The following is a 22,461-nucleotide window of genomic DNA, read 5'->3' as shown; positions in this document are numbered from 1 at the left end:
CTAATTTACAACATCTATATTTTAAACCTCTCAAGGATGCCTCATGTTTTTATGGCAAAAGTTCGCACTTTCTACTTCACTGGTATTATTTTCGTGTTCAGCACTCGCAGTCAAAGTGACCGATGAAGTTGATATTGGTGGTGCGGTTCGTATTAACTACGGTTGGAAAGATTACGACGACAATGCAAAGTTAGAGTTTGAATTGTTCCGTGCCGACGTCAATTACAAAGCGAAAGATGGCTTATTTGCATCAGCTCAATACCGTTGGTATCAAGATATGGATGTTATCCATCATGCCTATATGGGTTATCAGTTTGATGATGCACAATCAGTTCAAGTAGGCGTAACCCAAGTGCCGTTTGGTTTTTTACCTTATGCCGCTCACTCATTTTGGTTTAGCGCTGCTTACTATCTTGGCTTCGAAGATGATTACGATGCAGGTGTGCATTATAAAAACGAACAAGATGGCTGGCGTTATGACTTAGCGTATTTTGCCAATGACGAATACGCTAATGGATCTCGTTATGACCGTTACTCGTTTGACGTAGCAACAACAGGTGATTCTCCATACGAAGAGTCTGGCCAAATCAATGCACGTATTGAACGTGAATTTACCACAGGTGAGGTGACTCACAAGTTAGGTGGTTCGCTGCAGTTTAGCCAGTTAGATTTTGTGGCAGATGCGGCAAACATCAACGGTGACGACACAGACAGCATCGCAGCAGCTGCACATTGGCAAGCTGACTGGCAAAAATGGCAATTACAAGTTCAATATATGCATTACGACTATGACGTAGACAGCAACCGTATTGCGATTGGTGCTTTCCAGTATCAATCTGATATAGCTGCTGAAGCTGATGTTGCAATCGTTAACGTTGCTAAGTCATTTGATGTTAACTGGGGACCGATTACTCAATTAACTTGTTATAACGATTACAGTCAGGTGATGGCGTCTGGTCAAGGCTTAGATGACTCAATTCAGAACGTAACCGGCTGTGCTATCACTGCGGGTAAACTGTATTCTTATGTGGATTGGATTGCCGGTAAAAACATGTACTTCGTTAACGGCCCTGGTGTTGGTATCGACAACGGTGACACGGCCTGGCATTCAAGATTAAACATCAATGTGGGTTTTTATTTCTAAACGCGAATGATCTTAACATTGCCGTAATACGTACTGTTATGTGAAATCTGCTAAGGTATTGATAAGTTGATTATCAATACCTTTTTTATTGGGTGTAATTTGAGTAAAGGACTGGCAAAATGATAAAGTACATTACAGCAATCGCGCTATTAACGGGAAGTGTTGGTGTGTCAGCGGCAAGCTGTCCTGAATACCTTAATGTCGATGCGCGTAAATTACATTCAAAAGAAAACGTCAATTTGTGCGAGCTGACTCAAGGTAAGCCAGTGTTAATTGTTAACACCGCATCAAACTGTGGTTTTACGCCGCAATTTGACGCATTAGAAGCACTGCACAAACAATACGCCGATAAAGGTTTAGTGGTGATTGGTTTCCCTTCTGACGATTTTTTCCAAGAAGAAAAAGATGAAGCGAAAACGGCAGATGTTTGTTTTATCAATTACGGTGTCAGCTTTACCATGGTCGCGACATCGCCGGTAAGAGGTGATAATGCCAATTCAGTGTTTAAATACCTTGGCGAGAAAAGTGATTCACCTAAATGGAACTTTTATAAATATTTAGTCTCTGGCGATGGGCAAAGCGTGCAACAATTTAATTCACGCGTAAAACCAGACAGCGAAGAAATGAAAAAAGCGATAGAGTCTGTATTATAAACAGCTGCACTATCGAAAGAGCGCTAAAGACGATCAAAATCGATAACTAGCGCTCTTTTTGTTTTTAAAGAATAAGATACAATTGATTGATAACCAATACCTAACTCAGCACCAAGCAGATATTGTATTGATAAGGTTGCATAAAACCTTACGCTATTTTGTGCTGTTGAAGTTACCTAGATTGAATACGGAGAAGATATTTTGGCTAGATTTTCAGGATTAGATAAAGACACCGGTCATAAAGCACGCGGTAAAACTGGCGTGTTGATCATGAATCTAGGCACACCAGATGCGCCAACCGCATCTGCCGTACGTATTTATTTAGCTGAGTTTTTGTCAGATCCACGTGTGGTTGAAATTCCAAAGTTAGTGTGGATGTTAATTCTCCATGGCATTATTTTACGTATTCGCCCGGCTAAATCGGCGGCGTTATATCAACAAGTGTGGACTGAAGCTGGCTCGCCATTGCTTGATATCAGCCAACGTCAACAAACCAAATTAGCAAACCAGCTGCAGGCACAAGGGCATGATGTGAGTGTGCACTTAGCCATGCGTTATGGTTCACCGTCTGTGGCGACCACTTTGCAAACTATGCACAAGCAAGGCATTGATAACCTAGTGGTACTGCCTTTGTATCCGCAATATGCAGCGCCGACAACAGGTTCCGCTTTTGATGCTCTAGCCAAAGAGATGATGAAGTGGCGTTATTTACCCGCGCTTCATTTCATTAATACTTATCATGATAACCCCGACTTTATCGATGCGATTGCCGCTTCAATTCAAAAAGACTTTGAATTAAATGGCAAACCACAAAAATTAGTGATGTCATACCATGGAATGCCAGAACGTAACTTACATCTTGGCGACCCATATTATTGCTTCTGCATGAAAACCACGCGTTTAGTTGTGGAAAAGCTTGGCTTAAGTGAAGACGATTATGTGGCTACCTTCCAATCACGTTTTGGTAAAGCTAAATGGCTACAACCCTATACCGATATGACTATCGGCAGCCTACCAGAAAAAGGCATTACCGATATTGCGGTGATTTGTCCTGCGTTTAGTGCTGATTGTTTAGAAACACTAGAAGAGATTAAAGGCGAGAATCGTCATGTCTTTGAAGATGCTGGTGGCAAAAACTTCCGTTACATCGAATGCCTAAATGACAATGACGATCATATCAATATGATGGCAAATTTGGTTAAACCTTTCATTTAGGTCCTAGGAACTCGCAAGCTCGCCAGAGGGCGGACTACGTCCTGCTAGGGTTGCTACTCTGCTAGATACTAGGGCGTGACGCGGCTGCTGTTGATTTTATAGCATCTAGCCGCGTAGCGTCCTAGCAGCGCAGCGCTCTAGGCTGTTGCGTACCCAGGCTTTTATTTTATATCCTCGCCTCAGCTTTTACGATTTGGTAAACTCAACTCATGGCCATTGAAAAGAAATGTTATGAGAATAGATCCTAATATCACCCTTGTTTATAGTACCGATAAAGGTCGCATCGACCAACCTAAAGCTCAGGCAGAAGTGCCAACGGGCGATGGCGTCGTTCGCATTCATAAAGACAGTAAAGGTAGAAAGGGTAAGGGGGTGAGTGTGATTAAAGGCCTTGCTCTAGACGAAAAAGCCTTAAAAGAATTAGCACAAAAACTCAAGAAACAGTGTGGTTGTGGTGGTACAGTGAAAGACTTTAACATTGAAGTACAAACAGACAATCGCGAACTGGTAAAATCCATATTAGAGAAATTGAATTTCACCGTGAAATTAGCGGGTGGATAAACGCTAACTACACGACTTGGGAGAGCATATGGATAGTTTAAAAGATCACTTTTTAATTGCGATGCCATCATTAGATGACACATTTTTTGAACGTTCAGTGATTTACATTTGCGAACACGACGACAAAGGCGCAATGGGCATTATGGTCAACCGACCAATTGGTGTTGATGTTGAAGAGTTACTCGATCAAATGGAGCTTCATCCCTCTGCAGAACAAATGTTTTCTATTAATGAAGAAGTGTTGGTCGGTGGACCCGTTTCTCCCGATCGCGGTTTTGTATTACATACGCCGCAGCAGAATTGGATTAATAGCGTTGAAATCAGTGAATATTCAATGCTGACATCTTCTCGCGACATTCTAAGTTCGATTGCAATTGGCAAATCTCCTGACAACTTTATCATTGCTTTGGGTTATGCCGGTTGGGGTAAAGATCAATTAGAACAAGAATTAGCCGACAATACCTGGTTAACCATTAAAGCCTCTCCTGAGTTACTGTTTAATGTTGACCATGAACAGCTTTGGCAAAACGCTACCCAAACATTGGGGTTCAATTTCTGGCAAATGTCGACCCAAGTAGGGCATGCTTAATAGTATCGCTACGCTGCTAGGTGCTAGGGCGTGACTTCGTCACTGCTAGGACGCTACGCTACTAGGTGCTAGGGCGTGACTTCGTCACTGCTAGGACGCTACGCTACTAGGTGCTAGGGCGTGACTTTGTCACTGCTAGGACGCTACGCTGCTAGAGCCTAGAGCCTAGAGCCTAGAGCCTAGAGCCTAGAGCCTAGAACCTAGAACCTAGAACCTAGAACCTAGAACCTAGAACCTAGAAGGACGAAGTCCGCCCTCAGGCTAGCTTGCGAGTTCCTAAAACGATTAAACAAAGAGAAATACATGCAACCACAAACGGTTTTAGGCTTTGACTATGGCACTAAAAGTATCGGTGTCGCGATTGGTCAAGCCATCACGGCAAGTGCAACTCCGTTATTATCAATTAAAGCGGTTGATGGTATTCCTAATTGGGACGACATCGAAAAACTGCTTAAAGAGTGGCAACCCGATTTAGTGGTAGTTGGTTTACCGCTCAATATGGATGGCACAGAACAAGAGATGACTCAACGAGCACGGAAATTTGCTAACCGTATCAATGGTCGCTTTGGGGTGAAAATTGCCACTCAAGATGAACGCCTCACAACTGCAGATGCTAAAGCGAGATTATTTGAGCTAGGCGGCTTTAAAGCGCTAACAAAAGGCCAGGTTGACGCCGTTTCAGCCGTATTGATTATCGAAAGCTACTTTGAAAACCAGTATTAATCTCAACACTAGATCGCTACTCGGGCTGTTAGAGTATTCAAACACCGCCCACAACTCCGTCTTTCCGGCAATGCTTTTAGCCGGAATCCAGGTGTTAGCTTTTATGTGTTAAATCTTAAAACCTAAAATCTAAGTCAAAAGAAACACCTGGGTCCCCGATAAAAGCATTCGAGGATGACGGGCGTGTAGAGTATTTCAGTGATAACTATGACGACATCATTTCAAAACACCTACACCGCCCACTACTCCGTCTTTCCGGCAATGCTGTTGAGCCGGAATCCAGGTGTTAGCTTTTATGTGTTAAATCTTAAAACCTAAAATCTAAGTCAACAGAAACACCTGGGCCCCCGATACAAGCATTCGAGGATGACGTGCGCTGGAGTAACACAATGATTGATCCCCGAAATAACGCCCACTACTCCGTCTTTCCGGCAATGCTGTTGAGCCGGAATCCAGGTGTTAGTCCTTACGTATTAAATCTTAAAATCTTAAATATTAAAATCTAAGTCAAAAGAAACACCTGGATCCCCGATAAAAGCATTCGAGGATTACGGGCGGTGAAGCAACACCTGGATCCCCGATAAAAGCACTCGAGGATGACATGCGGTAGAGCAGCACAATGATAGATCCCCGAAATAACGCCCACTACTCCGTCTTTCCGGCAATGCTGTTGAGCCGGAATCCAGGTGTTAGTTTTTACGTATTAAATCTTAAATCTTAAAATCTAAGTCAAAAGAAACACCTGGATCCCTGATAAAAGCACTCAAGGATGACATGGGTTAGATCAACACCAAGATCCCGATTAAAACATTCGAGGACGATGTGCAGTTTGAATAACACCCCTAGCACCCAGCACTTATTACTTACAAACCTAGTAGCACTTAGCGGCGAAGCCTAAGGTCTCGTTTCTTTAAGCGAAGCGTTCCGTAACCGGTTATCGTGATAAGCATTTATCGCACTTTATCATCTTGCCGCTTTTACACTTTTTTACTTACTAATTTGCACCAAAGTAGTGCGATAACTATTCATTGTTGCACAATTAACCGTCTTTACACCCAATCACCACTTTTACCTTATCGGGTTTAACCTTTTTAATATTCCTTTTATATCAGTAGTTAACATCTAATTGAACCATTTAGGTGCAATGGTTTTACGCTTGGCACATATCCTGAATCCTTCACTATAAGGTAATGACAGACAATCAAAGCAAAGTGACGAGCGACAATAGATTAACGATAGTGAATAAATAGTGAATAGACAGCGATTAAAGAATGTTAAACCGGTTAGTAATGGCTTTGAAGGCTATCGACGCTAGCTGCAAACGAATGAGCTTCTAAGCTTACTTTTTAGCCACCTGACATCGCTCGCTAACGCTTTTATAGCTTTGTTCACTCAGCACTCAATGATGATAAAGGGACATGATATGACAACTAAACCACTCATTTTCACTGATATTGACGGAACATTACTCGACCACTTCGATTACAGTTTTAATCATGCCATTGAAGTGATTGAAGCGCTCAATGATCGTCATATTCCTATTATTGCCAATACCAGTAAAACCTTTGCCGAAATGGAAAAGTTGCAACAAACCATTGGTATTAATTCACCGTTTATATCTGAAAATGGCGCGGTTATTTATATCCCCATTGGTTATTTCAATGAGCAACCTCAAGGCACCCTTGAGCAAGGTTATTACTGGGTTAAAGAGTTTTGTCCACCTCGAGAGCATTGGCTGGAGCTATTAGCGCAGCAAGCGGTTGAATTTGAAGATGAGTATGTTGGTTTTTCATCATTTAGTGTTGAAGAGCTATGTGAAGTCACAGATTTAGCGCCCGATAAGGCGCGTCTAGCATTGGTTCGACACTATTCGGAGCCAGTGTTGTGGCAAGGCGATGAAACGCGTAAACAAGAATTTATTAAACACATGACATCTTTAGGTGCGCATATGCTCCAAGGTGGGCGCTTTTTACACGTAGGCGGTGAAAGCGATAAGGGCAAAGCCATGAACTGGCTTGCACAAATATACGCGAAGCAATACCAAAGCGAGGTCACCACAATCGCCTTAGGTGACAGTGGTAACGACAGTGCCATGTTAGAGGCCGCTGATATCGCGATTCAAATCAAATCACCAACGCATGACTTCCCGGTATTAAGTAAAAAACACACCATAAAAAGCCTGGAATGCGGGCCCAAAGGTTGGGCTGAATGTATTACCGCAACCTTATTAACCCCGACACTGGCAACTCCCTCAACATCAATGTCTTTAGGAGGCGTTTAACATGGCCGATTTTTATCAAAATGGCATTGTTACCACAATGCACAACTTAACCCGCCGCACTCACGAAGAACTCGAACAAGACTTATTAAAATTTGCAAAAACGCGTCCACTAGGGCTTATTTTACCGTCATTATTTTCAGAGCTAGAAGGCGACGCCTTAAAAGGCATTGTAAGCAATCTTAAAGATGTACCTTACTTGTCAGAAATTGTGATTGGCTTAGATCGTGCTGATGAAGCGCAGTATAAACATGCGTTGAGTTTTTTTGGTGAATTACCGCAACATCACCGTATTTTATGGAACGATGGTCCGCGTTTACAAGCATTAGACGCCAAATTACAAAAGCTTGGGCTAGCCCCAACCGAATTGGGTAAAGGCCGCAATGTATGGTATTGCATGGGTTATATTTTAGCGTCGGGTAAATCTGAATCTGTCGCCTTGCACGACTGTGATATTGTCACCTACGAAAAGTCATTATTAGCCAGGTTGCTCTACCCGGTAGCCAACCCACAATTTAACTATGCATTTAGTAAAGGCTATTACGCCAGATTATCCGATGGCAAAATTAACGGTCGAGTCTCTCGTTTATTAGTCACCCCGCTTATTAAGGCGCTTAAAAAAGTGGTCGGCTACAACGAATACCTGGAATATATGGACAGTTTTCGGTATCCACTCGCAGGGGAGTTCTCTTTTAGACGCGATGTACTGACCGATTTACGCATCCCGAGTGATTGGGGCTTAGAAATAGGCGTGCTGTCTGAAATGCAGCGTAATTATGCCCATAATCGTATTTGTCAGGTCGATATTGCCGACAATTATGATCACAAACATCAAGACTTATCACTCGACAACGAAGAGGCGGGTTTATCCAAAATGTCGATTGATATTACCAAAGCGTTTTTCCGTAAATTAGCAACCCAGGGTGAAACCTTCAGCACAGAATCATTTCGCACATTAAAAGCCACTTACTACCGTGTCGCCCTTGATTATGTTGAGACATATCATAATGATGCGTTAATGAACGGCTTAACCACAGATATTCATTTAGAAGAAAAAGCCGTTGAAATGTTTGCGCAAAATATTGTAACCGCAGGGCAACGCTTTTTAGATAATCCTATGGAAACCCCGTTTATGCCAACCTGGAGCAGAGTAGTGAGTGCCATGCCAGATGTACTTGAGCAACTTAAAGCCGCAGTTGAAGCAGATAATGCAGAGTTTAGCTAAGGAATTCTTATGTCAGTAATGGATGGACTACAGCAAAAACTGCAACATCAACTTGAGTGTATTTATAAAGACATTGATCTCGATATATCGATTGTCACCTTGGCGCAAACACTCATAGAAATCATGCGTATCACCGAGTTTAGCCAGGTACCAGAACCTTTTGCCAATCACTGGTCTGAAAAAGACACCATCATGATCACTTACGGTGATAGTGTTTTACAGCAAGGTGAGCGGCCACTGACTACATTGTCACAATTTATCGACAGTTATGTTGGTTGTATCAATGGCGTGCATATTTTGCCATTTTTCCCCTACAGCTCAGACGATGGCTTTGCCGTTATCGATTACTCTAGTGTCAACGAGAGTTTAGGAGACTGGGCTGATATCAGTGCTATCGCGAGTAAACGTCGTTTAATGTCAGATTTAGTCATCAATCACTGCTCAAGCCGAAGCTTGTGGTTTGATAACTTCTGCAAAGGTGATGGACCTGGTCATGATTACTTTTTTACCGCGCAACCAAACGATGATTTATCTGATGTTGTTAGGCCGCGTACATCGGAACTGTTAAGACCGACAGAAACACCTAGCGGAACGCAATATGTGTGGTCTACCTTTAGCCACGACCAAGTCGATTTTGATTTTAGAAACCCAAAAGTATTAATCGAATTTGTGACGATTATTCGTCAGTATCTGGATGCGGGAGTGAGTATATTTAGGCTCGATGCGGTAGCATTTTTATGGAAAGTGGTAGGAACTAAATCGATCAATTTGCCTCAAACGCACGAGGTCATTCGTTTATTGCGTACCCTTATTGAACATGCGCAAAACGATGCAATGATCATCACCGAAACTAATATCCCCAATACACAAAATCTAACGTACTTTGGCAATGCCAACGAAGCCCACTGTATTTATAATTTTTCACTGCCTCCTTTGCTCATTAACACCTTAATCACTGGCAGTTGTTTATATTTAAAGCGTTGGTTAATGAGTATGCCGCCAGCACAAGATGGCACTACATATTTTAATTTTATCGCCTCGCATGACGGTATTGGTTTGCGTCCGGTTGAAGGCTTATTAGATGACGATGAAATTGAAACACTCGTCGATACCATGAAGCAATTTGGTGGCCAAATATCAGCACGAACCACCGAAACTGGCACCCAAAAACCGTATGAGATGAACATCGCACTTTACGATGCACTGCAAGGCACCACAAAAGGTAAAGATTTATGGGGCATGCAACGCTTTATGTGTGCTCATAGCATCATGCTAGGGCTAGAAGGCATACCTGGCATTTACATACACAGCTTACTGGGCACGCGTAATGATTATGAAAAGCTCGCCAATACCTCGCACAACCGAGCCATCAACCGTCATCGTTGGGAGCTAGACAATTTAAAGCAACAGTTAAGTGATGCGCAAAGTACTCACAGCCAGGTATTGTCTGCGATGACAAAGCTTATCAATATACGCACACAACAAATTGCATTTCACCCAAATGCCACGCAATTTACCTTACACCTCGGCCTGCAACTATTTGGCTTTTGGCGTCAAAGCCGCAACCGTAAACAAAGTATTTTTTGCATCAGTAACGTGTCAGACCAAGTAACCGACTTGCCCATTAATGAGCTCAATCTAGTGATTTCAGAATACTGGATCGATTTACTCAGCGGGATCCAAATTGAAGACATCACCAAAACAATACAACTGCAACCATATCAAACCGTATGGATCAGTAATAAAGGCTAAAGCTGCAAGAGAATCAAAAGTTGTGATAGAACTAAAAGCAATATCAGGATCTCAAATACAAACATTTTGGGGATGACGGGGGATTGGAGTATTCAAACACCTCCGACAACTCCGTCGTTCCGGCAATACTGTAGAGCCGGAATCCAGGTATTAGCTCTTACGTGTTTAATCTTAAAATCTGAAACCCTAAAGATAAGTCAACAGCAACACCTGGATCCCCGATAAAAGCACTCGAGGATGACGAACGGTTTAGCAACAGCTAGCCCCAATACAAGTACTGAGGGAAGACGGGAGGTTGGAGCAATAACTGGATTCCTAATACAAGTACTCAGGGAAGACGGACGATTGGAGTTATCCAAACACCGCCCAATATTCCGTCTTTCCGGCAATGCTGTAGAGCCGGAATCCAGGTATTAGCTCTTACGTGTTTAATCTTAAAATCTGAAACCCTAAAGATAAGTCAACAGCAACACCTGGATCCCCGATAAAAGCCCTCGAGGACGACAAGCGGTGGAACAACACAATGATTGAGCCTCGAAATAACGCCCACTACTCCGTCTTTCCGGCAATGCTGTTGAGCCGGAATCCAGGTGTTAGCTCTTATGTGTTTAACCTTAAAATCTAAAAGTCATAAATATAAGTCAACAGAAACACCTAGTTCCCTGATAAAAGCCCTCGAGGATGACGTGCGCTGGAGCAACACAATGATTGAGCCTCGAAATAGCGCCCACTACTCCGTCTTTCCGGCAATGCTGTTGAGCCGGAATCCAGGTGTTAGCTCCTACGTGTTTAACCTTAAAATCTAAAAGTATTAAATATAAATAAACAGAAACACCTGGATCCCCGATAAAAGCCCTCGAGGATGACGAGCGAGTAAAATTTAAAACCTACCTAGTACCTAGAAGGACTAAGTCCTTTCTGACGAGCTTGCGAGTTCCTAGAACCTATAACCTACATTTATAAATTCTAGTTAACTTGACAACATCTTTGTGCTCTATAAGCTTATATGCATTAACATATTGTTTTGGAGTCTGTAATGAAAAAACTGTTTATCGCCGCCGCGGTATTAGCGTTAAGCGCTTGTAGTACCTTAAAATCAAGTTCAGACTTTGACCCATCGGTAAACTTTAGCCAATACCAGTCTTACGCCTGGGTAGAAAAAAACAATACCGAAACTGAATACCATTTAGATGGCCTTATGGACCAACGCGTCCGAGCGGCAATTGAAACTCAATTAAGCCAAAAAGGCATCAGTAAAGTCGACAAACCTAACGCTGACTTATTAGTTAATTACATTACAAAAGTCGATAAAAAAATCAACGTAGACACCTTTAATAGCCATTTCGGATACAACCCATACTATGGTCCGCGCTGGGGACTCGCCGGTTCAATGCAAACAGAAACGATAGTGCGTGAATATGAAGTCGGTACATTAATGGTTGATTTAGTCGACAATAAAACCGGCAAGCTTATATGGCGCGGCACGATTGCTGACACGGTTAGAGAGCAAAGTACTCCACAAGAGCGAGTAGAAACAATTAATCAGGCTATCGGTTCTGTCATGATGAATTACCCACCTAAACCAGGCCAATAAGCGCTCGTTTTTTAATAGACATAATGGTTATGCTTACTCTAAACCTCGATATTCAATCGAGGTTTATTTTTTATTTTACTAAAAACAGATAAATTATAGTTAACTGTCACCCACACCATAAATCCCTAATGTATTTATCTGTCGAGGCAAATCAATATGTTAGATTCAGGTAAACCCATTCTTCCATTTTTATTGGTTGGTTATGTGCTAGAAGTGGCGTATTTATAGGCATTTAGAGCCTAAATGGTTTCAAAAGAATCGCTAAGTTTGTTATTATTGACTGCTGTGAATGGGACGTCACTTACTCAGACAGATGAGTAAATTAAACAAGCGAGTAACAATGAAATCTTGGTATCTACTGTATTGCAAATCACGTGAAGAATTACGTGCACAGCAAAATTTGGCTTTGCAAGAAGTCGAAAGCTATTTACCTATGATTAGCCAACAAAAAAAGGTTCGTAATAAAACCCAAATGGTTACGGCACCTCTTTTCCCAAGTTATCTGTTTATCTATTTCGATCCAGAAGTCACTAGCGTAAGCAAAATCCACAATACACGTGGTGCTAATCGCATAGTCGGCTGTCGAGAAGACATGACCCCCATTGACGACCGAATTATTTCAGCGCTGAAAAGGCGCGTTCAAGGGCATGTCCCTGACGTTGAAAAAACGATAACCAAAGGCGATAAAGTCACATTCGTAGACGGTCCCTTTAAAGACCTTGAGGCTATATTCGACGAAAACAACCCAGATAAACGCTGCCATGTACTGTTTACAATTATGGGGCAGCAAAAACGAATTTTAGTCGAATTGAGTAATCTTAAGTCTGCTTGATTTACGACAGAATATGATTGTCCTTTTTTGAAAGTACAGTGTTAAGCCTGTCCATTTGTAAGAGATTCGCCATAGGCTTACTTCAAAAACGACACTTAAACGATTAAAACTGTGCCGAAGTGTTCGAGATGTAAGCAATTAAGTGGTTTTTAAACGTTTGTTTAACATATTTAATGTTTATTAGAGTCTTAACTAAAGCATCTCAGTGCATTTTTAAGTATAATTCCGCGCTTGATTACGTATAAAACGTAAAAATAGCGCAAATATGTACATAAAAATTTAAAATTTCGCATAGCGAAGGGCAAGTTGGAAGCCGTAATCCATGGGCGGTAGCGTGTCCGAAGGACATCGAATGAAAAGTTTCATTCGTTAAGCAGACGCCGAAGGGCGTCTCGCCCGCCATGCGGGCACGCGGGTCGGTAGCGTGCCTGGACGCTACGCTGCTAGGACCTAGAAGGACGTAGTCCGCCCTCTGGCGAGCTTGCGAGTTCCTATACCCTATTACCTAACAACCTAATTTAAAATAATATTGGAGATACCTGGTGTTGCATAAAACCAAAAACATGTTAATTGCTGGCTTGTCAGCCATTATTATTTTCAGTACGCAAGTACAGGCTGTGACGCCATCGCCACAAATGATCGAGCAATTTAAACAACTGCCAAAATCAGAACAAGAGCGCATAGCAAAACAATATGGCATCGACCCTTCATTGCTATCGGCTTCAACAACTACAACTAAAATTGAAAACCCACAAGTAGTCGAACCTAGAGTCGTTCAAAATACTGATGTAAAAAACAATCAACAAGAATTAGAAGATCGAACAAATTTACAAAAAACAAAAACGACATTAAGTGTTGAAGAAAGAGAAACAGAACAAAAATCAGAACTAAAGCCATTTGGTTATGATTTATTTGCCGGTTCTCCTACAACGTTTGCGCCAGTTTCAGATGTTCCTGTACCTGCTGAATATATGGTTGGCCCTGGCGATACCATTAATGTTCAACTCTATGGTAAAGAAAACAATAATTACCAATTAATGGTTGGTCGCGATGGCGCAGTACAGTTTCCAGATTTAGGTCCAATATCATTAGTAGGGTTATCTTTTTCAGAAGCGAGAGACTTGCTCCAAGATAAAATCGCTCAAAGTATGATTGGCATTAATTCAAACATTACGATGGGGGAATTGCGCTCAATTCGTATTTTTGTTGCTGGCGATGCATACAAGCCTGGTTCTTATACAGTTTCTAGTTTATCTACGATTACCCAAGCATTGTTTATCTCTGGCGGTATTAACCAAATAGGTTCATTACGTAATATTCAATTAAAGCGCTCAGGTAAAACCGTCGGGTCATTAGACCTTTATGACTTATTAATGCGCGGCGATGCTTCAGGTGACAAACGTTTGCAATCTGGTGATGTGGTATTTATTCCATCGACTGGTGGAACTGTGAGCGTTATGGGGGAAGTTCGTCGTCCTGCCATCTATGAGCTTAAACACAGCGAAACAATGGCAGATGTGATCAAAATGGCCAGTGGTTTAAACCCTGGTGCATTTCCGAAAGCCAGTGTGGTTGAACGTTTTAGTGACAAAGCTGTTAAAACTGTAATTAACGTCGATTTAACGGCTAATAGCGGTTTATCAACCCAAGTTAAAAACGGCGATGTGCTAAACGTTAAATCAGCCTCTAACCGCATCGACAATGCCATTACTATCGCAGGCGCGGTCATCCGCCCTGGTAAATATCAATGGGTTAACCAAATTAAAGTGGCAGACTTACTGCCATCAATTTGGGGTAACTTAACGATTACGGCAGATTTAGATTATGCATTACTGGTACGTGAAGTAAATCAACGTGGTGATATTGAGGTGCAACGTATTGCACTAGGCCGTGCGATTGCAGAACCTTTTTCTGAATTCAACCTTGCATTACAACCACGAGATACCATTTTAGTATTCGATTATGAAGACCGCGAACAACTTCTAAAACCAGTTATCAGTCAACTTAAAAAGCAAAGTCGATTTGGTGATGCAGCTAAGCTGGTTAGTATTAACGGCAGTGTACGTTTCCCTGGTGAGTATCCTTTAACAACAAATGCAGATGTAAAAGAGTTATTAATTGCTGCTGGTGGCCTTGAAGAGGGCTCTTATACCATGTCTGCCGAATTAACGCGTCAGGTTATTTCACAAACAGATGGCGTAACAATCGAGCATCAACAATTAAATCTTAGTGAATTAATGCATGATTCATCAGCAAATATCGCATTACAAAGCAGAGATATTCTAACGGTTAGAATGCTTCCAGATTGGCAAGAAACCCGTTGGATAACCATCAAAGGTGAGGTTAAGTTCCCGGGTACTTACTCTATACAACGTGGTGAAACGCTTAAAGATGCGATTGCACGCGCCGGCAGTTATACCGAAGATGCATCATTAAAAAGCGCCGTGTTTTTACGCCAATCGGTTAAAGATAAAGAGCGTTTAGAACTCGCTAAACTATCAGATGAGTTACGCCGCGAAATAGCCGCTAAAGCATTAACCAAAGACACCCCAACAGTTGGCTATGCCGATGCGCAATTAATGCTTAAAGAGCTTGAAAACGTGCAAGTTGCAGGGCGTTTAATCGTTGATTTAAATGCTATAGCACTAAATATAGACGAAGCGAATCTTGATTTAGAAGACGGTGATGCATTATACGTCCCACCTAAAAATCAAACTGTATCAGTCATGGGTCAAGTACAGCATCCTAGTACCCACAGATTCAAAGACGGTGTCACATTCGACCAATATCTAGACTTGTCTGGCGGTTCACGAAAACGTGCTGATGATGATCGTATTTACATCATTAAAGCCGACGGTTCTGTTGCCATGCCAAACGAATCAACCTGGTTTACCAGCAGCAGTAAAATGGAACCAGGCGACACCATCATTGTACCGTTAGATACCGAATACAAAGACAGCCTAACCCTGTGGGGACAAGTCACTACCATTCTCTATAACAGCGCCATTGCAGTAGCCGCAGTCGCAACCTTGTAAATAAGCATACTCTAGGTCCTAGGGTTTAAAGCGATAACAAAATTAAGTAGAGCCAAGGATGGTTATATGAATGAATTTAGTTTTAAAAAATTAGAAGTATGGAAACGCTCAAGTAGATTGGCATGTAATACCTATTGTGAATTAAAGAGTTGCCGTGATTATGGCTTGAAAGATTAAATGACTCGAGCTGCAGTTTCTATTGCTTCAAATATTGCTGAGGGTGAAGAGCGAGAGTCACATGCTGAGTCTGCAAGGTTTTTATATTTTGCAAAAGGGTCATCCGGGGAACTAGCAACACAAATTTTTATAGCTATTGAAATAGGTGTTATAGAAAAATAGAACGGATTAAAGCTTATTAAAGAAGCCAGAGAAATTTCAGCAATGCTTGATGCGTTAATCAAAATAAGAAAAGGTTGCGTGAAAGAAGACGCTGCAAATTATGATGTTGACCTAGAACCTAGAACCTAGAACCTAGAACCTAGAACCCAAACAAAGAGACAAACGTTAAATGTCCAATGAATTAAACAAATACCAACAAGACTCTGAATTCGGCAATCGTCAAAACGACGAAATCGACCTTCGTGAGTTATTTTCTGTAATATGGCAAGGCAAGTGGCTAATTATTGCTATCACTATGGTGTTTGCTGTCGGAGCAGTTGTTTTTGCGATTAACCAACCAAACATATATAAGTCTGAAGCGTTATTATCTCCAGCAGACTCAGAGCAAGGCGGTGGTGGCTTAGCAGCACTTGCGGGCCAGTTTGGTGGTTTGGCAAGTATGGCGGGAATCAATTTAGGCGGCGGTGGTGGCGTTGATAAAACTCAAATGGCCATCGAAGTCATGAAATCACGCCAATTTGCCAGTGATTTTATTCAAAACCATGACATTTTGCCTGATTTAATGGCTGCAGAAAAATGGAACATGGCAGACAATACATTATCGTACGATGTAGATTTGTATGATGCAGCTCGAAAAAATTGGGTTCGCGATGTTAAGCCCCCCTTTAAACCTGAGCCTTCAATGCAAGAAGCATTTAAAGTGTTCTCTAAAATTATTGCAGTTAACTCTGCAAAAGAAACCGGTATGGTCACCGTATCGGTAGAGCATTTATCTCCAGCTGTTGCCCATCAGTGGGTTAACTGGTTAGTGCAAGACATTAACAACGTCATGAAAGAGCGTGACGTTGCAGAAGCGATTAAAAGTACTGCATTTTTAGAATCTAAAATTCAACAAACAAACGTAGCCGACATTCGCTCTATTTTATATAAACTCATTGAAGAACAAGCAAAAACAATCATGTTTGCAGAAGTTCGCGATGAGTATGTATTTAAAACAATTGACCCAGCATTAGTACCAGAAGAAAAGTCTAAACCTAAGCGAGCGCTAATCTGCGTGTTAGGCACAATGTTTGGTGGAATGCTGGGTGTCATGTTTGTATTAATTAGATATTTCGTTAGAAAAAATGATTAAAATTACTTCATAATCAATAATCAAAGTGTTATTTTTGTCAAAGTTTGTCAAACATGATAAGTCCGAGTTTTAGGTTCAGATGTAAAAAAGAAAATATTCAATTCACCTAACCTAACGTTATTAATATTTAGGTAGTTACAGTAAATTCGGAAGCATACAAATGAAAATTTTAGTCACAGGTGGCGCTGGTTTTATCGGCTCTGCAGTAGTACGCCATATCATCAATAATACCCAAGATAGCGTCATCAATGTCGATAAACTAACCTATGCTGGTAACCTTGAATCATTGGTGAGTGTTGAGTCAAGTGAACGTTATGTTTTCGAGCAAGTCGACATTTGCGATCGCTCTGAGTTAGATAGAGTCTTCAAACAACACCAGCCTGATGCTGTAATGCACCTCGCAGCAGAATCTCATGTTGATCGCTCTATTACCGGACCGTCAGACTTTATTCAAACCAATATCGTTGGTACATATACGTTACTTGAAGCAACTCGCGAGTATTGGAATGAATTATCAGCCGATGCCAAGCAAACATTTCGCTTTCATCATATATCCACAGACGAAGTTTACGGTGATTTACCTCATCCTGATGAGCAGGATGGTGAGCTTCCATTGTTTACAGAGTGCACACCTTATGCCCCAAGCAGCCCTTATTCTGCATCAAAAGCATCAAGTGACCATCTAGTCAGAGCATGGCTACGCACTTATGGTCTGCCAACAATCGCAACTAACTGCTCTAACAATTACGGGCCATATCATTTTCCTGAGAAGTTAATTCCATTAGTGATCCTCAATGCGTTAGAAGGGAAGTCACTTCCTATTTACGGCAAAGGTGATCAAATTCGTGATTGGCTCTTTGTTGAAGACCATGCTCGTGCACTCTATAAAGTAGTGACGAAAGGTAAAGTCGGTGAAACTTACAATATCGGTGGTCACAACGAGAAACAAAATATTGAAGTGGTTAAAACCATTTGCAGTATTTTAGATGCCCTAGTGCCTAAAGACACTCTTTACGCTGAGCAAATCACTTATGTGACCGACAGGCCAGGCCATGATCGTCGTTATGCAATTGATGCGACTAAAATGAGTCATGAGCTAAGCTGGGAACCGTTAGAAACATTTGAGACAGGTTTACGTAAAACCATCGAATGGTATCTAAGTAACCAAACATGGTGTCAACATGTGCAAGATGGTAGCTATCAACGTGAGCGTTTAGGCATAAATTCATGATTAAGACTTTATTTAACTTATTTTTGCTACATTCTAGAATGTAGAAAGGAAATTTATGAAAGGAATTATTTTAGCGGGTGGCTCTGGTACTCGTCTTTTCCCTATTACTAAGGGCGTATCGAAACAGTTACTACCTGTTTATGACAAGCCGATGATTTACTATCCTATTTCTGTCTTAATGCTTGCTGGTATTAAGGATATATTAATTATTACAACTCCTGAGGATCAATCTTCTTTCCTGCGACTATTAGGAGATGGGAGTGACTTTGGTATTAGTTTGAAATATGCCGTGCAACAAAGTCCAGACGGATTGGCGCAAGCATTTTTAATTGGTGAAGAGTTTATTGGTCAAGATAATGTTTGTTTAGCTCTTGGGGATAATATTTTCTGGGGGCAAGGTTTTTCACCGATACTCAAGAAAGCCGCGTCAAGATCTACAGGTGCAACTGTGTTTGGTTATCAAGTAAAAGATCCTGAACGTTTTGGCGTTGTTGATTTTGACCAAGCTCAGAGGGCAATAAGTATAGAAGAGAAGCCTGCTAAACCAAAATCAGACTTTGCTGTAACTGGGTTATATTTTTACGATAATAGAGTTGTTAATATTGCCAAAAATATAAAACCATCTGAACGCGGTGAGTTAGAAATAACAAGTATAAATCAAGTGTATCTTGAAATGGGCGAATTAAATGTTGAACTTTTAGGGCGTGGTTTTGCTTGGTTAGATACAGGAACCTATGAAAGTTTGCTAGAAGCGGCTTCATTTGTGGAAACTATTGAGAAAAGACAAGGTTATAAAATTGCTTGTTTAGAAGAAATTTCATTACGTAATAGCTGGCTAACCAAGGATGACGTTATTAAATCAGCTAAACAAATGGCAAAAAATAGTTATGGTCAATATTTGTTATCACTCTGTATAAATAAAGGTTTATAAAATATGGCTTTTTTGACAGAAAAACAGATAGAAAAATTAGGATTCAAATCCCTGGGTAAGAACGTAAAAATTAGTAATAGGTGTGTTATTTATAACCCAGAGTTAATTGAAATCGGAGATAACTCAAGAGTTGATGACTTTTGTGTTTTATCTGGACGTATAGTTATTGGTAAAAATGTTCATATTACGGTTTATTGTAATATTGCAGGTGGTGAACCTGGTGTAAATATAGATAGCTATTCAACAGTAGCTTATGGTTGTCATATTATGTCGCAAAGTGATGATTATACAGGCGAAACAATGACAAATTCGACTATTCCTAAAGAATATAAGTCTGAAACTTTCAAAGCTGTTTTTATTGGTAAACATGTGATCATTGGTGCTGGTTCAATAGTATTACCTGGATGTAATATTGAAGAAGGTTGTTCAGTTGGTGCTATGAGTTTGATTAATAAACCTACAATGCCATGGGGTGTATATTTCGGTGTACCAGCCAAACGTATTAAAGATCGTAATAAAAATCTACTAATTAAATTTACAGAGTATTTAGAAAATGATTCCATTTAACAAACCATATTTTCATGGAAGTGAATTAGTTCATATCACTGAAGCATTGACGTCAGGTAAAATTTCTGGCGATGGTTATTTTACTAAGAAATGTCATGATTTTTTTGAACATCGATATGGCTTTAAAAAAGTTTTGCTGACTACTTCGTGTACTGATGCACTAGAAATGGCAGCAATTTTAATCGATATTCAACCCTTTGATGAAGTTATTGCCCCATCTTATACTTTTGTTTCAACTGTGAATGCATTTGCTTTGCGTGGAGCAAAAATAGTTTTTGCAGATAGTTGTGATGATCATCCTAATATTGATCCGGCACAAATAGAGAAACTTATTACCCCTAATACGAAAGCCATTGTGGTAGTCCATTACGCAGGAGTTGCTTGTGATATGGATAGTATTATGGAGATAGCGAATCGATTTAATATCCCGGTTGTTGAAGACGCTGCTCAGGCAATAGATTCTTTTTACAATGGTGTACCACTCGGGAGTATTGGTACTTTTGGTACATTCTCCTTTCATGAGACTAAAAACATTATCGCCGGAGAAGGTGGGATGTTGGTTATTAATGATGATAGATATATCAATAGAGCTGAAATTATTCGTGAAAAAGGGACTAATAGAACGTCATTTTTTAGAGGAGAAGTTGCAAAATATGGTTGGGTTGATATAGGTTCCTCGTTCTTACCTTCAGATATTATTGCTGCCTTCCTATTTGCGCAACTACAAAATATAGAAAAAATTCAAACTAAGCGTAAAGCTATATGGCAGCGCTATTATGAAAGGCTTAGTACCGCATTAGTTGAATCAGATATATCCTTGCCGAATATGCCTGCCTATGCAACAAATAACGCACATATGTTCTACTTAGTATGTAAAACATTAGAACAGAGAACTTCTCTTATATCTTATTTAAAGGGATTATCTGTTAATGTAGTTTTTCATTATCTTTCATTACATAACAGTCAGTTTTATATAGATAACTATGATGGAGATGCTCTAATTTATTCAGATAATTATTCCGATTGTCTTGTTAGATTACCTATGTTTTATGAATTAGAGCTTGAACAAGTTGATTTTATATGTGATAAAATCATCGAATATATAGTTGATATTGATATCTAACTCATTAACTAATACCGCTACTAGTGAGTTTTAATATTAAGTTTAACTCACTTTTAAATTAGTATCATTGCCATGCTAGAATCGTATTTTTAACAAATCATAATTATGTATGAATAATAATAAATTATTGAGTTTTTCTGTTGGGCCGATTATTGCGGCCCTATTAACTTTAATTACACTGCCTTTAATTTCTTGGTTTTTTACACCAGAGGATATTGGGAGGTATAGTATCTTACAGGCTACAACAGCATGCGCTGCACTTTTTCTGACTATGGGTTTAGACCAAGCATATGTTAGATATTTCTATGCAGATATAGATAGGAGCATGCTCTTAAAATCTACATTTTTTCCAGGTATTTTTATTTTTTTATTATTTTTTTTCTTGTGGATGATTAGTGGACTTGAGTTTTCAAATATATTATTTAGTGTAAATGGGACTTCTTTTGATTTTTTACTCATTGTTTGTGTGTTTTTTGTTTTTGGGAATAGTGTATTAACTTTACTTCTACGAATGCATGGTTTGGGTTGGGCTTTCTCATTGTCACAAGTAATACCAAAATTAGTTTTGTTATTAATGTTAGTATTCATTTATTTGTTTCATATTGATTTTGATTTTCTTATTTTGATTACGTTGTACACAATTTCGATAGGAAGTGCATTTGTGTTTTTTGTTTTATTTAATAGAGAACATATAATTGATGCCTTTAAAGCTAAGTTAGATTTGGTACAGTTAATAGAATTGTACCGATTTGGATTCCCACTATTTGGTGCAACGCTTTCATATTGGATGTTAACTTCAATTGACCGTTTTTTTATAAAAAACTTATCTACTTTAGAAGAGTTAGCTATTTACTCTATAGCAACTAGTTTTGCTAGTGTAGTAGTTATTTTTATAGCAATTTTTGGTAATTTGTGGCATCCAACAGTTTATCGTTGGCATGCTGATAATGTATCTTTTGATTGGTTTAAATTAGTTATAGATTTTATTTCAATTCTAGTTGTTGTTATTTGGACATTGTTTGGGATTTCTTCTAGTTTATTAGTTAATTTTGTACCTGCGACATATAGTTCGATTGAATACATTATAATTGGGTGTGCTGCTGCCCCATTATTTTATTTATTGTCAGAATCAACAGTTATAGGTATTGGAATATCTAAAAAAACAGGTTATTCGTTTCTAGCAGGCTTTATTTCATTAATGATTAATTTGGTACTTAATTACATATTTGTACCTCAATTAGGAGCTGTTGGAGCTGCATTTTCCTCCATGATATCTTTTTATATCTTTTTCATTTTAAGAACTGAGTTCAGTGTAATGCTATGGAAAAGCTTTTCTAGATTGAAGTTGTATATAATAACTTCTGCTTATCTTTTGCTATCTATTGCCCATATCTTACTTTATAAGTTTAATTATACTACTAATGCCATATATTTAACTTTTTTTTGGATGTTATTAATGTGTATTTCACTTTTTACTTATAAAAGGTCAATCAAATCAATGTATGAACTTTATCGAGAATATAAGAGGGTTAAATAA

Annotated in this window: 19 protein-coding genes; all 19 read left to right on the top strand. The window is 39.8% G+C overall.

Annotation, left to right across the window (positions count from 1 at the left end; genetic code table 11):
* Window positions 1-43 precede the first annotated feature (43 nt).
* Window positions 44-1,144, top strand: coding sequence for a hypothetical protein (locus tag ACROAE_RS01905; RefSeq protein ID WP_432399250.1), 1,101 nt, complete (start codon window positions 44-46; stop codon window positions 1,142-1,144).
* Between the two features lie 119 nt (window positions 1,145-1,263).
* Window positions 1,264-1,797 carry a glutathione peroxidase gene (locus ACROAE_RS01900; RefSeq protein WP_432399249.1) on the top strand — a complete coding sequence of 178 codons (534 nt, stop codon included), beginning with the start codon at window positions 1,264-1,266 and terminating at the stop codon, window positions 1,795-1,797.
* Between the two features lie 201 nt (window positions 1,798-1,998).
* Entirely contained in the window at window positions 1,999-3,012 is a 1,014-nt protein-coding gene (gene hemH / locus ACROAE_RS01895) for a ferrochelatase (RefSeq protein ID WP_432399248.1), read from the top strand.
* 231 nt (window positions 3,013-3,243) lie between these two features.
* On the top strand, window positions 3,244-3,573 hold the full coding sequence (yciH, locus tag ACROAE_RS01890) for a stress response translation initiation inhibitor YciH (RefSeq protein ID WP_432399247.1): 330 nt from the start codon (window positions 3,244-3,246) through the stop codon (window positions 3,571-3,573).
* Window positions 3,574-3,601: 28 nt separating this feature from the next.
* Window positions 3,602-4,162, top strand: a complete 561-nt coding sequence (locus ACROAE_RS01885) for a YqgE/AlgH family protein (protein WP_432399246.1) — start codon at window positions 3,602-3,604, stop codon at window positions 4,160-4,162.
* A 303-nt stretch (window positions 4,163-4,465) separates the two neighbouring features.
* A complete protein-coding gene (gene ruvX, locus ACROAE_RS01880; protein WP_432399245.1) occupies window positions 4,466-4,885 on the top strand; it encodes a Holliday junction resolvase RuvX in 420 nt (139 codons plus the stop codon).
* 1,423 nt (window positions 4,886-6,308) lie between these two features.
* Window positions 6,309-7,166, top strand: a complete 858-nt coding sequence (locus tag ACROAE_RS01875; RefSeq protein WP_432399244.1) for an HAD-IIB family hydrolase — start codon at window positions 6,309-6,311, stop codon at window positions 7,164-7,166.
* Window position 7,167: 1 nt separating this feature from the next.
* The gene (locus tag ACROAE_RS01870; protein ID WP_432399243.1) at window positions 7,168-8,388 is read left to right on the top strand and encodes a glycosyl transferase; all 1,221 of its coding nucleotides are present in this window, start codon (window positions 7,168-7,170) and stop codon (window positions 8,386-8,388) included.
* Between the two features lie 9 nt (window positions 8,389-8,397).
* Window positions 8,398-10,140, top strand: a complete 1,743-nt coding sequence (locus ACROAE_RS01865; protein ID WP_432399242.1) for a sugar phosphorylase — start codon at window positions 8,398-8,400, stop codon at window positions 10,138-10,140.
* A gap of 1,036 nt (window positions 10,141-11,176) precedes the next feature.
* Window positions 11,177-11,734, top strand: coding sequence for a DUF4136 domain-containing protein (locus ACROAE_RS01860; RefSeq protein WP_432399241.1), 558 nt, complete (start codon window positions 11,177-11,179; stop codon window positions 11,732-11,734).
* A 340-nt stretch (window positions 11,735-12,074) separates the two neighbouring features.
* Entirely contained in the window at window positions 12,075-12,566 is a 492-nt protein-coding gene (gene rfaH, locus ACROAE_RS01855) for a transcription/translation regulatory transformer protein RfaH (RefSeq protein WP_432399240.1), read from the top strand.
* 563 nt (window positions 12,567-13,129) lie between these two features.
* Window positions 13,130-15,601: an SLBB domain-containing protein gene (locus ACROAE_RS01850; RefSeq protein WP_432399495.1), complete on the top strand. Its 2,472-nt coding sequence runs from the start codon at window positions 13,130-13,132 to the stop codon at window positions 15,599-15,601.
* Between the two features lie 177 nt (window positions 15,602-15,778).
* Window positions 15,779-15,940, top strand: a complete 162-nt coding sequence (locus ACROAE_RS01845; RefSeq protein ID WP_432399239.1) for a four helix bundle protein — start codon at window positions 15,779-15,781, stop codon at window positions 15,938-15,940.
* A 169-nt stretch (window positions 15,941-16,109) separates the two neighbouring features.
* Window positions 16,110-17,072: a Wzz/FepE/Etk N-terminal domain-containing protein gene (locus ACROAE_RS01840; protein WP_432399238.1), complete on the top strand. Its 963-nt coding sequence runs from the start codon at window positions 16,110-16,112 to the stop codon at window positions 17,070-17,072.
* Between the two features lie 160 nt (window positions 17,073-17,232).
* Entirely contained in the window at window positions 17,233-18,303 is a 1,071-nt protein-coding gene (gene rfbB / locus ACROAE_RS01835) for a dTDP-glucose 4,6-dehydratase (RefSeq protein ID WP_432399237.1), read from the top strand.
* Window positions 18,304-18,358: 55 nt separating this feature from the next.
* On the top strand, window positions 18,359-19,234 hold the full coding sequence (rfbA, locus tag ACROAE_RS01830) for a glucose-1-phosphate thymidylyltransferase RfbA (protein ID WP_432399236.1): 876 nt from the start codon (window positions 18,359-18,361) through the stop codon (window positions 19,232-19,234).
* A gap of 3 nt (window positions 19,235-19,237) precedes the next feature.
* Window positions 19,238-19,801, top strand: coding sequence for an acyltransferase (locus ACROAE_RS01825; RefSeq protein ID WP_432399235.1), 564 nt, complete (start codon window positions 19,238-19,240; stop codon window positions 19,799-19,801).
* Window positions 19,788-20,924, top strand: coding sequence for a dTDP-4-amino-4,6-dideoxygalactose transaminase (gene rffA, locus ACROAE_RS01820; RefSeq protein ID WP_432399234.1), 1,137 nt, complete (start codon window positions 19,788-19,790; stop codon window positions 20,922-20,924). Before ACROAE_RS01825 ends, rffA begins: the two co-directional genes overlap by 14 nt.
* A gap of 109 nt (window positions 20,925-21,033) precedes the next feature.
* Window positions 21,034-22,461, top strand: coding sequence for a lipopolysaccharide biosynthesis protein (locus tag ACROAE_RS01815; protein ID WP_432399233.1), 1,428 nt, complete (start codon window positions 21,034-21,036; stop codon window positions 22,459-22,461).

The sequence above is a fragment of the Shewanella sp. MF05960 genome, from assembly GCF_050849305.1.
GTDB lineage: Bacteria > Pseudomonadota > Gammaproteobacteria > Enterobacterales > Shewanellaceae > Shewanella.
This window is presented reverse-complemented; position numbering and strand designations above follow the sequence as displayed.